Genomic DNA, 12865 nt, shown 5'->3' with positions numbered 1-12865 from the left:
TTCAAAAGTGCAAGGTGGTCGATGCGAAGCCGCTATTCTATAGTGCCCGAGCGGCCCGGAGGCAAAAGCGGCGCGTTTTGGCGTGCTTTTGTGCCGCTGTTGTGCCCGAGTTGATCCCAAACTGCGGGAGCGCCGCCGCTTTACTACATGCGCAGTGCGCGCCAGATCACCACGATCCAGTCGCGCTTGCCGAGCTTGGGGCGGTGCCGGAACACGTCGTAGCCGGCCAATTCGATCGCCTCGAGGATGCGCAGCCCGCCCTGGACCACCAGTCGCAGCTCCCAGCCGATGCGCCCGGGCAGGCGCAGCGCCAGCGCGGCGCCGCCGACCATCATCGCGCGCGCGCGCGCAACCTCGAAACCCATCAGCGCGCGCCACGCCACGTCGACCTGTTCGGCGTCGAGTTGCGCCGGGTCGACCCCGTGCCGCGCCAAATCGTCGAGTGGAATGTAGATCCGGTCCTTTTCGCGGTCGATCGCGACATCTTGCAGGAAATTTATCAGTTGCAGCGACGAGCAGATGGCGTCCGAGTCGCGCACATTGGCCTCGTCGGCCACGCCGTACAGGCAGAGCATGAGCAGCCCGACCGGGTTGGCCGAGCGCGCGCAATAGTCGAGCAGGGCGTCGAAGTCGTTGTAGCGCTTGGTAACCACATCCTGCTTGAAGGCCGACAGCAGGTCGCGGAACGGGCGCAGCGGCAGCTTGTACTGGCCGATGACAAAGGCCAGCCGCGTGAACATGGGGTCGGTGTCGGGTTCGCCCCGTTCGATCCGGCCCAGCGCGTCCTCGTAGGCGAGCAGCGCGGCGAGCCGTTCGGCGGGCTGGGCGTCGCCCTCGTCGGCGAGGTCGTCGGCGCTGCGGGCGAAGGCGTAGATCGCCTCGACCGCCGGCACCAGGCGGCGCGGCAGCAGGAAGGATGCCACCGGAAAGTTCTCGTAATGTTCTACAGGCATGGTTTTTCAAAAGGCATCATTTTAATGACGCAAAAGTCATTTGCAAACGGAGTGGACCGGTTTATAATTACTAACCGGAAAGTCATTAGTTATTCGCAATCAGTCGGAGTAATATCCGCTTAGCAACTTACAGTCCCGCATCTTAAAGGAAAACGCCGTGTCCGCCCTCAAAAAACTGCGCCAGAGTCCGCCCCTTCGCGCCAGCGCCTTGCTTGCTTGTTCGCTGCTGGTCCTAAGCGCCTGCTCGAAGCCGGCACCCAAGACCGAGGACGTGCGCCCGGTGCGCGCGATCGTGATCAACGCCAGCGACATCGATATCAACGCGGAGTATCCGGGCGAAGTGCGTTCGCGCGTGGAGTCGCGCCTCGGCTTCCGGGTCGGCGGCAAGATCGTCGCGCGCAAGGTCGACGTGGGCACGGTCGTCAAGCGCGGCCAGTTGCTCATGCAACTAGACGCCCAGGACCTGCAGCTGGCGCAGTCGCAGGCAAAAGCCGCGCTGCGCGGGGTCGAAAGCGCGCGCGACTTCGCCCGTGCCGAGTTCAAGCGCTACCAGGAGCTGCGCGCGAAAAACTTCGTCAGCCAGGCCGTGCTCGACGCCAAAAACTCGGCCCTCAAGGCGAGCCAGGCCCAGGTCGACGCCGCGCTGGCCGCCTACCGCGGCCAATCGAACCAGGCCGGTTACGCCAGTTTGCTGGCAGACATCGACGGCGTGGTCACCGCGGTCGACGCCGAGGTCGGGCAGGTGGTCTCGCCCGGCACCCCGGTGGTGCGGCTGGCCAAGACGAGCGAGAAGGAGATCGTGATCGGCATCCCGGAGGACAAGGTCGATGGCATGCGCCAGGTGGCCGACGTCAAGGTGCGGCTGTGGGCCCGCCCGCAGGACGTGATCGCGGGCAAGGTGCGCGAGGTCTCGCCCGTGGCCGATCCCGCCACCCGCACGTATCCCGTGCGCGTGTCGATCCCGGACACCCCGGACGTCAAGCTCGGCATGACGGCGCTGGTGCAATTCTCGTCCAAGACGGCCACCCCAGTGATCCGCGTGCCCTTGAGCGCGCTGTACCACGAGAAATCGACCACCTCGGTGTGGGTCGTCGAGAAGGGCGTCGTCAAGATGGTGCCGGTGCAGATCGGCGGCACCAGCGGCAACGAGGTCGTTCTCGTCGGCGGCATCGCCAACGGCCAGACCGTGGTCACGGCCGGCGTCAACCAGCTCAAAAACGGCCAAAAGGTCAAGGTGCTCGGCGTCGACGTGCCGGCCTCGGTGGTCATGCGCACGGCGCAAACGGGCGCCTCCGAGGTGGCCAAATGAGGGGGTTCAACCTTTCGCGCTGGGCCCTCGAACACATTGCGCTGACGCGCTACCTGATCGGCGCGCTGCTTATCGGCGGCATCCTCAGCTACAGCAGCCTGGGCCAGGACGAGGACCCGCCGTTCACCTTCCGCGCCATGGTGGTGCGCGCCGTGTGGCCGGGCGCGACCGCGGTCCAAATGGCAGAGCAGGTCACCGACAAGCTCGAACGCAAGCTGCAGGAAACCCCGAACATCGACAAGATCCGCAGCTACTCCAAGCCGGGCGAGACGCTGATCATCCTGCAGTTGCGCGAATCGACGCCGCCCAAGGAGACCTCGGCCGCATGGTACCAGGTGCGCAAGAAGATCGGCGACATCCGCGGCACCCTGCCGGGCGGCGTGATCGGGCCGTTCTTCAACGACGAGTTCGGCGACACCTACGGCTCCATCTTCGCGCTCTCGGGCGACGGCTTCACCTACGCGGAAGTGCGCGACTACGCCGATTTCGTGCGCCAGCAACTGTTGCGCGTGCCCAGCGTGGCCAAGGTCGAGCAGTTCGGGGTGCAGGACGAAAAGATCAACATCGAGTTCTCGCACAAAAAGTTCGCCCAGCTAGGCGTGCCGTTCGAGGCCATCGTCGGCCAGATCGCGACCCAGAACGCGGTCGAGTCGACCGGCGTGCTCGTGACCCCGTCCGACAACCTGCAGGTGCGAGTGACGGGCGCGCTCAAGACCGTGCGCGACATCGAGGAGCTCGAATTGCGCTCGGGCTCCACCACCTTCCGGCTCGGCGACTTCGCCAAGGTCAAGCGCGAATACAAGGATCCGCCGCAGGACAAGATGCGTTTCAACGGCAAGGAGGTGATCGGGCTGGGCGTGTCGATGGAAAAGGGCGGCAACATCATCGCCATGGGCAAGAACATCGACGCGACGATCGCCGAGATCAAGACCAAGCTGCCGGTCGGCATCAACCTCGAGCGTGTGTCGGACCAGCCGCGCGCGGTCAAGGCCTCGGTCGGCGAATTCATCAAGGTGCTGATCGAGGCGGTGCTGATCGTGCTCGCGGTCAGCTTCCTGGCGCTGGGCATGCACACCAAGCCGTTCCGGATCGACTTCCGCCCGGGCCTGGTCGTGGCGCTGACCATTCCGCTGGTGCTCGCGATCACCTTCCTGTTCATGAGCATGCTCAAGATCGACCTGCACAAGATATCGCTCGGCGCGCTCATCATCGCGCTCGGCCTGCTCGTCGACGACGCCATCATCGCCGTCGAAATGATGGTGCGCAAGATGGAGGAGGGCATGTCGCGCTTCGACGCGGCCACCTACGCCTACACCTCGACCGCGATGCCGATGCTGACCGGCACCTTGATCACGGCGGCGGGCTTTCTGCCGATCGGCCTGGCGGCGTCGGCCGCGGGCGAGTACACGTTCTCGATGTTCTCGGTCAACGCGCTGGCCCTGCTGATCTCGTGGGTGGTGGCGGTGGTGTTCACGCCCTACATCGGCTACGTGCTGCTCAAGGTCAAGCCGCACGCCCAGGGCGAGCAGGGCCACGAGCTGTTCGACACGCCCGGCTTCATGCGTTTCCGCCGGGTCGTGACCTGGTGCGTGACCTGGCGCAAGACCACCATCGCGCTGAGCCTGGCCGTGTTCGGGCTCGGCGTGTTCGGCTTCAAGTTCATCGAGAAGCAGTTCTTCCCGGATTCGAGCCGGCCGGAGCTGATGGTCGAACTGTGGCTGCCCGAGGGCAGCGCCTTCGCCGCGACCGAGGCCCAGGCCAAAAAATTCGAGGCCTTCGTGCGGGCCGAGCCCAATGTCGAGAGCGTGACCTCGTACGTGGGCACCGGCAGCCCGCGCTTCTACCTGCCGCTCGACCAGATATTCCCGCAGACCAACGTGGCCCAGATCGTGGTGCTGCCGACCAGCCTGGCTAACCGCGAGGCGCTGCGCCTGAAGATCATCGCGCAATTCAAAATCGACTTCCCCGAGGTGCGCGGGCGCGTCAAGCTGCTGCCGAACGGGCCGCCGGTGCCGTATCCGGTCCAGTTCCGCGTCTCCGGCCCCGACATGGTCGTCGTGCGCGGCCTGGCCGACCAGGTCAAGGAGATCATGCGCGCCAATCCGAACACGCTCGGCGTCAACGACAACTGGAACGAGTCGGTCAAGGTGCTGCGCCTCGACCTCGACCAGGACAAGCTGCGCGCGCTCGGCGTGACCTCGCAGACGGTGATGCGCGCGGCCAACACCATCCTGTCGGGCACGACGGTCGGCCAGTTCCGCGAGGACAACAAGCTGATCGACATCGTGATGCGCCAGCCGGTCGAGGAGCGCTCGACCATCTCGGTGCTCAACGACACCAACATCCCGACCGGCTCGGGCAAGCCGGTGACGATCTCGCAGATCGCGCGCGCCCATTTCGTGTGGGAGCCGGGGGTGGTCTGGCGCGAGGGCAGGGCGTGGGCCATCACGGTCCAGTCCGATGTCGTCGACGGCATCCAGGGCCCGACCGTGTCGACCCAGATCGGCGACAAGCTCACCGGGATCCGCGCCACACTGCCGGCCGGATACTCGGTGGCGCTGGCCGGCGCCGCCGCCGACAGCAAGGCGGCCGAGGCCTCGATCGCGGCCAACGTGCCGCTGGTGATCTTCATCGTTTTCACCCTGCTCATGCTGCAGCTGCAAAGCTTCTCGCGTTCGCTGCTGGTGTTCCTGACCGGCCCGCTGGGCGTGGCGGGCGCGGCGATGGCGCTGCTGATCCTGCAGCGCCCGTTCGGCTTCGTCGCCAACCTCGGCGTGATCGCCCTGTTCGGCATGATCATCCGCAATTCGGTGATCCTGGTCGACCAGATCGAGCAGGACATCGCCGACGGCGCCGAGCCGTGGGACGCGGTGATCGAATCGACCGTGCGCCGCTGCCGACCGATCGTGCTGACGGCGGCGGCCGCCGCGCTGGCGATGATCCCCTTGTCGCGCTCGGTGTTCTGGGGGCCGATGGCGGTCGCCATCATGGGCGGGCTGGTGGTCGCGACCGCGCTCACATTGCTGTTCCTGCCGGCGCTGTACGCGACCTGTTTCAGGGTTAAAAAACCGCAGCTGAAGTAGCAGCGGCGTAATAAAAGCGTAGTGTAACGATAGTTGAAGCGCGGTGGAAATGTGGAATAACGAGACTCCCCATGGGGCCCGTTCCGCGGCGCCATCAAAAAACGCCCTAGCGTGTCAGAAAATCCAGTAAAATAACGGGTTGATGTTGTAGCCCCTAATAAAGGCAGTGCAGGGCGACCGGTCGGTTCATCGGGCGCCCTTTGCTTTTATGCGCAGTCAAGTTGGTAGTTCCTGATTGCAAGTGCGGCGAATAGCGCGAGGATGGCGAAATTGGTAGACGCACCAGGTTTAGGTCCTGACGCCAGCAATGGTGTGGGGGTTCGAGTCCCCCTCCTCGCACCACGAATTTTTTAATTTTTTGGACGATTTTTACATGGCAACTGCAGTCGAAACCCTGGGTAAACTCGAGCGTCGCCTGACGATCTCTTTTCCGCTGACTGACGTCCGTACGGAAGTTGAAAAGCGCTTGAAACAGCAGGCCAAAACGGCCAAGGCGCCTGGCTTCCGTCCAGGCAAGGTTCCTCTGAAGATGGTCGCGGCCCAATACGGCTACCAGATCGAATCGGAAGTGCTCAACGACAAAGTCGGCCGCGCCTTCAATGCCGCTGCCAACGAAAACGAACTGCGCGTCGCCGGTTACCCGTCGATCGAGCCAAAAGAAGACAGCCCGGAAGGCGTGCTCACGTTCAACGCCACCTTCGAAGTCTATCCAGACGTCGTCATCAGCGACCTCGCCGCAGCCGAAATCACCACGGTCAAGGCTGAAGTGTCCGACGCCGAGATCGACAAGACCATCGACATCCTGCGCAAGCAGCGCGTGCACTACCACGTCAAGGGCGAGGCAGGCGAGCACGGCGACGGCGGCGCGGACCAGTCCGCACAAAGCGGCGACCGCGCCACGGTCGACTTCACCGGCGTGATCGACGGTGTCGAGTTCCCAGGCGGCAAAGCCGAAGACTACGCCTTCGTGCTCGGCGAAGGGCGCATGCTGCCCGAGTTCGAGGCGGCCACGATCGGCCTCAAGGCCGGTGAATCGAAGACCTTCGACCTGGCCTTCCCGGCTGACTACCATGGCGCGGACGTGGCCGGCAAGACCGCCCAGTTCACCATCACCCTCAAAAAACTCGAGTGGGCGCACCTGCCGGCGGTCGACGGCGAATTCGCCAAGACGCTGGGCATGGAAGACGGCGACCTCGACAAAATGCGCGCGGACATCAAGGTCAACCTCGAGCGCGAAGTGTCGGGCCGCGTCAAGGCGCGCAACAAAGAAGCCGTGATGGACGCGCTGCTTGCCGCGACCGACATGGAAGTTCCAAAGGTCATGATCGCGCAGGACGCCGAGCGCCTCGCCGAAATGACCCGCCAGGACATGGCCCAGCGCGGCATGGATGTCAAAAACATGCCATTCCCGCAAGAGCTGTTCGCCGCCAAGGCCGAGCGCCGCGTGCGCCTGGGGCTGATCCTGTCGCAACTGGTGTCCGACAACTCGCTGCAGGCGACGGCCGAGCAGGTCAAGGCCCAGATCGAAGATTTCGCCCAAAGCTACGAAGACCCGCGCGAAGTGCTCAAGTACTACTACAGCGACCGCCGGCGCCTGTCGGAGGTCGAAGCCCTTGTATTGGAAGAAAACGTCGTCAACTATGTGCTCAGCAAAGCGAAAGTGACCGCCACCGCGGTCGCGTTCGACGAACTGATGGGTAGCAACGCACAAGCGTAACGTTGAAGTTCTTTCCAGGAAGAGACATATGAACCGAAATCCGGCATTGGATACACAATCCCTTGGTTTGATACCAATGGTGGTTGAGCAGAGCGGACGCGGCGAGCGGTCCTACGACATCTATTCGCGCCTGCTCAAGGAGCGCGTGGTGTTCATGGTCGGCCCGGTCCACGACCAGATGGCCAATTTGATCGTGGCCCAGCTGTTGTTCCTCGAGAGCGAGAATCCCGACAAGGACATCTCGCTCTACATCAACTCCCCGGGCGGCTCGGTCTCGGCCGGCCTGGCGATCTTCGACACGATGAACTTCATCAAGCCCGACGTCTCGACCCTGTGCACGGGCATGGCGGCCTCGATGGGCGCCTTCCTGCTGGCCGCCGGCGCCAAGGGCAAGCGTTTTTCGCTGCCCAACTCGCGCATCATGATCCACCAGCCGTCGGGCGGCTCGCAGGGGCAGGCCTCGGACATCGAAATCCAGGCGAAAGAAATTTTGTACCTGCGCGAGCGCCTCAACCATATTCTTGCCGAGCGCACCGGCAAGACGATGGACCAGATCCACAAGGACACCGACCGCGACCGCTTCATGTCCGGCGACGAGGCGGTCGAATATGGTCTGATCGACAAAGTCTTGACCAGCCGCGCTTGATGCATCTACAAAAGTGAAGCCGAAAAACGCCCGGACGCAGCAAGGTTCGGGCGTTTCGTTTTTATTTCGGGTAGCATGGCAGCTGTGTACGTGCTTGGTCTGGCCGCGGTGTTGCCGCGGTGTTATGATCAACGCCTTATCTTTATTGCAATACCAACCTTTACCTGCCCCATGTCAGACAAAAAATCCTCCAGCGGCGAAAAACTCCTGTACTGCTCGTTCTGCGGCAAGAGCCAGCACGAGGTCAAGAAACTCATCGCCGGCCCGTCCGTGTTCATCTGCGACGAGTGCATCGACCTGTGCAACGACATCATCCGCGACGAGACCTCGAACGTCGAATCGGTGACGGGCGCCAAGTCCGACCTGCCCACCCCGCACGAGATCGCCGCGCTGCTCGACCAGTACGTGATCGGCCAGCAAACCGCCAAGCGCATTTTGTCGGTGGCTGTGTACAACCACTACAAGCGCCTCAAACACCTGGGCAAAAAAGACGAGGTCGAGCTCGCCAAGAGCAACATCTTGCTCGTCGGCCCGACCGGCTCGGGCAAGACGCTGCTCGCGCAAACGCTCGCGCGCATGCTCAACGTGCCGTTCGTGATCGCCGACGCGACCACCCTGACCGAGGCCGGCTACGTCGGCGAGGACGTCGAGAACATCATCCAGAAGCTGCTGCAAAGCTGCAACTACGAGGTCGAAAAGGCCCAGCGCGGCATCGTCTACATCGACGAGATCGACAAAATTTCGCGCAAATCCGACAATCCGTCGATCACGCGCGACGTCTCCGGCGAGGGCGTGCAGCAGGCGCTGCTCAAACTGATCGAGGGCACCATGGCCTCGGTGCCGCCGCAGGGCGGGCGCAAGCACCCGAACCAGGACTTCGTCCAGATCGACACGACCAACATCATGTTCATCTGCGGCGGCGCCTTCGACGGCCTCGTCAAGATCATCCAGAACCGCTCCGAAAAGAGCGGCATCGGCTTCTCGGCCAGCGTCAAGAGCCAGGCCCAGCGCAGCAGCTCAGAAGTGCTGCTCGAGGCCGAGCCCGAAGACCTGATCAAGTTCGGCCTGATCCCCGAACTCGTCGGCCGCCTGCCGGTCGTCGCCACCCTCAACGAGCTGACCGAGGAGGCGCTGATCCAGATCCTGATCGAACCGAAAAACGCGCTGATCAAACAGTATTCCAAGCTGCTCGAAATGGAGGGCGCCGAACTCGAAATCCGCCCGGCCGCCTTGCACGCGATTGCCCGAAAGGCATTGGCGCGCAAGACTGGCGCGCGCGGTTTGCGTTCGATCCTCGAACACGCCTTGCTCGACATCATGTACGACCTGCCGAATCAGCAAAATGTCGTGAAAGTCGTAATCGATGAGAATTCGATCACGAATGGCGCGAAACCTTTGCTGATTTACAGCGAAACGGCCAAGGCGTCGGGGGAAAATTGAAAAAGTGCCGCGCGCACACAACGAAAAGGGTTTGAAAGCTTAATTCTTGGCGGTACAATTTATCTCAATAAAAGAATTAGGCTTCAATCGAAAAGCCACTCGCAGCGGCGCTGCGCGGTGGCTTTTTTATTTGATGCTTTTAAAACTTTTTGAACAGGCCATGTAATTCAGTTAATCAAAAAAGTGATTATCTAAATTATCAGTAGAAATATTTTTTACCGTCCGGTCTTGTGTTTTGGCAGCCAGTGCCAACATCGTAAACACGTTTTCTAAAAAGGTATGCCATGACAACTTCCAAATTAACCGAGCAAACGACGCTGCCTTTACTGCCGTTGCGCGACGTGGTCGTCTTCCCGCATATGGTGATACCACTGTTCGTCGGCCGTCCGAAATCGATCAAGGCGCTCGAGGCCGCGATGGAGCAAGGCAAGAGCATCATGCTGGCCGCCCAAAAGGCCGCCGCCAAGGATGAGCCATCCGCGTCCGACATCTACGAGATCGGTTGCGTGGCCAATATCTTGCAAATGCTTAAGCTTCCCGATGGCACCGTCAAGGTGCTCGTCGAGGGGGCCCAGCGCGCCCGCATCAACCACATCAGCGACGCGCCGAGCCATTTCATCGCCGACCTGACCCCGATCCAGTCCGAGGTGGGCGACGATTCCGAGGTCGAGGCGATGCGCCGGGCGATCGTCCAGCAGTTCGACCAGTACGTCAAACTGAACAAAAAAATTCCACCCGAGATCCTCGCCTCGCTGGCCGGCATCGACGACGCCGGCCGCCTGGCCGACACGGTCGCCGCGCACCTGCCGCTCAAGCTCGAGCAGAAGCAGGTGATCCTCGAGATCTTCAACGTCGCCAAGCGCCTCGAGCACCTGCTCGGCCAGCTCGAGGGCGAACTCGACATCCTGCAGGTGGAAAAACGCATCCGCGGCCGCGTCAAGCGCCAGATGGAAAAATCGCAGCGCGAGTACTACCTCAACGAGCAGGTCAAGGCGATCCAGAAAGAGCTGGGCGAGGGCGAGGACGGCGCCGACATCGACGAGCTCGAGAAGAAAGTCGTGGCCGCCAAAATGCCGAAGGAGGCGCTCGACAAGGCCACCAACGAACTCAAAAAGCTCAAGCTGATGTCGCCGATGTCGGCCGAGGCGACCGTGGTGCGCAACTACATCGACACGCTTGTCGCGCTGCCATGGAAAAAGAAGTCGAAGGTCAACAACGATCTCGAGAACGCCGAGAAGGTGCTCGAGGGCGACCACTACGGCCTCGACAAGGTTAAAGAACGCATCCTGGAATACCTCGCGGTCCAGCAACGCGTCGACAAGCTCAAGGCGCCGATCCTGTGCTTCGTGGGCCCCCCGGGCGTGGGCAAGACCTCGCTCGGCCAGTCCATCGCGCGCGCCACGAACCGCAAGTTCGTGCGCATGGCGCTCGGCGGCGTGCGCGACGAGGCCGAGATCCGCGGACACCGCCGCACCTACATCGGCTCGATGCCGGGCAAGATTTTGCAAAGCCTGTCCAAGGTCGGCGTGCGCAATCCCCTGTTCCTGCTCGACGAGGTCGATAAGATGGGCGCCGATTTCCGCGGCGATCCGTCGTCGGCCCTGCTCGAGGTGCTCGACCCTGAACAGAACCACACGTTCTCGGACCATTACATCGAGGTCGACTTCGACCTGTCCGATGTGATGTTCGTGGCGACCTCGAACTCGTACAACATCCCGCCGGCGCTGCTCGACCGGATGGAAGTGATCCGCCTGTCCGGCTACACCGAGGACGAAAAGACCAGCATCGCGCAGCGTTACCTGCTGCCCAAGCAGATCAAGGCGAACGGCCTCAAAGAGGAGGAGATCGCGGTTGCCGAATCGGCACTGCGCGACATCATCCGCTATTACACCCGCGAGGCCGGCGTGCGTTCGCTCGAGCGTGAAATCTCGAAGATCTGCCGCAAAGTCGTCAAGATGCTGCTGCTCAAAAAATCCGACAAGAAGGTCGCGATCAACAACAAGAACATCGACAAGTTCCTCGGTGTGCGGCGCTACGATTTCGGCGTGGCCGAAAAAGAGAACGCGATCGGCCAGGTGGTCGGCCTTGCATGGACCGAGGTGGGCGGCGACCTGCTGACCATCGAGGCGATGCAAATGCCGGGCAAGGGCGGCATCATCCGCACCGGCACGCTGGGCGACGTGATGAAGGAATCGATCGAGGCCGCGCGCACGGTGGTACGCTCGCGCGCCAACCGCTTCGGGATCAAGAATGACGTGTTCGAAAAATGCGACATCCACATCCACGTGCCGGAGGGCGCCACGCCGAAGGACGGTCCGTCGGCCGGCATCGCGATGACCACCGCGCTGGTGTCGATCTTCACCGGCATTCCGGTGCGGGCCGACGTGGCGATGACGGGCGAGATCACGCTGCGCGGCGAAGTGCTGCCGATCGGTGGACTCAAAGAGAAACTGCTGGCGGCGCATCGCGGCGGCATCAAGACGGTGCTGATCCCCGAGCAGAACGTCAAGGACCTCGCCGAGATTCCCGACAACGTGAAGAACAAGCTCGAAATCGTTCCGGTGCGCTGGATCGACAAGGTGCTTGAGATCGCACTTGAGCGCATGCCGGACGCCGTGGTGGAGGCCGCGCCGGTGGCGGCCGCCGTACCCGCCGCGGTGCAGCCTGACGGCGCCGAAGTCGTGAAGCACTAAAAGTGGATCCGCAGTTGTAAATGACAAGCGCCCATGTGGCGCTTGTCTGCTTTTGGGGCAAGCCTACGCCGACGGTCCGCGGCGCATTGCGGTGCAATACGAATTCCCTGCGTCCTTCTCTTGACACAATAGGCAGGCGGCTTGTTTAATACGCGCTGCGGATTATTTCCGCACGCTAAAAGGCGCGCGAGATTGCGCAGTCCGCGCAGGCGCGGCCACACATGGAACGGGGATACGAGTGAACAAAACGGAACTGATCGAAGAGATCGCGAAGTCGGCCGACATTACCAAGGCCTCGGCCACGCGCGCGCTCGACGCGATGATCGTGGCGGTGACGGGCAGCCTGCAAAAGAACGACAGCGTGACCCTGGTCGGCTTCGGGACATTCTCGGTCGGCGAGCGCGCGGCGCGCACCGGACGCAACCCGCGCACCAAGGAGGCGATCAAAATCGACGCCGCGCGCGTTCCTAAATTTAAAGCTGGCAAAGCGCTCAAGGATGCAGTAAACTAATTGCCTTCGACGAGGTGACAATCGTCGAAACTATTTGGCGGCACCGTGGTTGAACAACCTTTGGGGGCTTAGCTCAGTTGGTAGAGCGGCGCCCTTACAAGGCGTAGGTCGGCAGTTCGAGCCTGTCAGCCCCTACCAGTCAGATAGCGTTGTAAAAAAGTATTTTTGGAGTGGTAGTTCAGTTGGTTAGAATGCCGGCCTGTCACGTCGGAGGTCGCGGGTTCGAGTCCCGTCCGCTCCGCCAGAACAAAGTTTGATGGAGTGCTCCCCCTGCGGGGAGCACGGTTTGGGACACGAAGAGATTTCCTTGCAAGGAAATCAGCGGCCTGCAGAATGTAGGCGAGTCCCGTCCGCTCCGCCAGAACATAGTAGAATGGAGGCCTCCCGTACGGGCAGCTTCCACTCCGCAAAGAAAAATACAGCAGTACACGGAGTGGTAGTTCAGTTGGTTAGAATGCCGGCCTGTCACGTCGGAGGTCGCGGGTTCGAGTCCCGTCCGCTCCGCCAACATTA

8 protein-coding genes and 4 tRNA genes are annotated in these 12865 nt (G+C 62.2%); 11 read left to right on the top strand and 1 reads right to left on the bottom strand.

What is annotated here, in order from left to right; genetic code table 11:
* Positions 1 to 143 precede the first annotated feature (143 nt).
* Positions 144 to 953, bottom strand: coding sequence for a squalene synthase HpnC (hpnC, locus tag C7C56_RS20515; RefSeq protein WP_106759221.1), 810 nt, complete (start codon positions 951 to 953; stop codon positions 144 to 146).
* Positions 954 to 1110: 157 nt separating this feature from the next.
* On the opposite strand from hpnC, the gene C7C56_RS20510 reads away from it, so the two are divergent.
* From C7C56_RS20510 to C7C56_RS20460, 11 genes are all read left to right on the top strand, one after another.
* Positions 1111 to 2262: an efflux RND transporter periplasmic adaptor subunit gene (locus C7C56_RS20510; RefSeq protein ID WP_146204575.1), complete on the top strand. Its 1152-nt coding sequence runs from the start codon at positions 1111 to 1113 to the stop codon at positions 2260 to 2262.
* A complete protein-coding gene (locus C7C56_RS20505; protein ID WP_106759220.1) occupies positions 2259 to 5345 on the top strand; it encodes an efflux RND transporter permease subunit in 3087 nt (1028 codons plus the stop codon). Before C7C56_RS20510 ends, C7C56_RS20505 begins: the two co-directional genes overlap by 4 nt.
* 255 nt (positions 5346 to 5600) lie before the next feature.
* Positions 5601 to 5687 (top strand) — tRNA-Leu (locus C7C56_RS20500).
* Positions 5688 to 5718: 31 nt separating this feature from the next.
* Entirely contained in the window at positions 5719 to 7062 is a 1344-nt protein-coding gene (tig, locus tag C7C56_RS20495) for a trigger factor (protein ID WP_106759244.1), read from the top strand.
* 28 nt (positions 7063 to 7090) lie between these two features.
* Positions 7091 to 7708 carry an ATP-dependent Clp endopeptidase proteolytic subunit ClpP gene (gene clpP / locus C7C56_RS20490; RefSeq protein ID WP_106759219.1) on the top strand — a complete coding sequence of 206 codons (618 nt, stop codon included), beginning with the start codon at positions 7091 to 7093 and terminating at the stop codon, positions 7706 to 7708.
* 171 nt (positions 7709 to 7879) lie between these two features.
* The gene (gene clpX / locus C7C56_RS20485) at positions 7880 to 9148 is read left to right on the top strand and encodes an ATP-dependent Clp protease ATP-binding subunit ClpX (protein WP_106759218.1); all 1269 of its coding nucleotides are present in this window, start codon (positions 7880 to 7882) and stop codon (positions 9146 to 9148) included.
* A gap of 284 nt (positions 9149 to 9432) precedes the next feature.
* Entirely contained in the window at positions 9433 to 11841 is a 2409-nt protein-coding gene (lon, locus tag C7C56_RS20480; RefSeq protein WP_106759217.1) for an endopeptidase La, read from the top strand.
* Between the two features lie 238 nt (positions 11842 to 12079).
* Positions 12080 to 12352: an HU family DNA-binding protein gene (locus C7C56_RS20475; protein ID WP_106759216.1), complete on the top strand. Its 273-nt coding sequence runs from the start codon at positions 12080 to 12082 to the stop codon at positions 12350 to 12352.
* 62 nt (positions 12353 to 12414) lie between these two features.
* Positions 12415 to 12490 (top strand) — tRNA-Val (locus C7C56_RS20470).
* 29 nt (positions 12491 to 12519) lie between these two features.
* Positions 12520 to 12596 (top strand) — tRNA-Asp (locus C7C56_RS20465).
* 186 nt (positions 12597 to 12782) lie between these two features.
* Positions 12783 to 12859 (top strand) — tRNA-Asp (locus C7C56_RS20460).
* Positions 12860 to 12865 lie beyond the last annotated feature (6 nt).

Origin of the sequence: Massilia glaciei (genome assembly GCF_003011895.2) — a bacterium.
GTDB lineage: Bacteria > Pseudomonadota > Gammaproteobacteria > Burkholderiales > Burkholderiaceae_D > Telluria_A > Telluria_A glaciei.
The sequence above is the reverse complement of the archived record's forward strand: the minus strand, read 5'-3'. Positions and strand labels throughout refer to the sequence as shown.

Excerpts from the sequence above, each read along its gene's own strand:
- hpnC (WP_106759221.1), bottom strand. The coding sequence starts at position 953 with ATGCCTGTAGAACATTACGAGAACTTTCCGGTGGCATCCTTCCTGCTG.
- C7C56_RS20505 (WP_106759220.1), top strand. The coding sequence starts at position 2,259 with ATGAGGGGGTTCAACCTTTCGCGCTGGGCCCTCGAACACATTGCGCTG.
- tig (WP_106759244.1), top strand. The coding sequence starts at position 5,719 with ATGGCAACTGCAGTCGAAACCCTGGGTAAACTCGAGCGTCGCCTGACG.
- clpP (WP_106759219.1), top strand. The coding sequence starts at position 7,091 with ATGAACCGAAATCCGGCATTGGATACACAATCCCTTGGTTTGATACCA.
- clpX (WP_106759218.1), top strand. The coding sequence starts at position 7,880 with ATGTCAGACAAAAAATCCTCCAGCGGCGAAAAACTCCTGTACTGCTCG.
- lon (WP_106759217.1), top strand. The coding sequence starts at position 9,433 with ATGACAACTTCCAAATTAACCGAGCAAACGACGCTGCCTTTACTGCCG.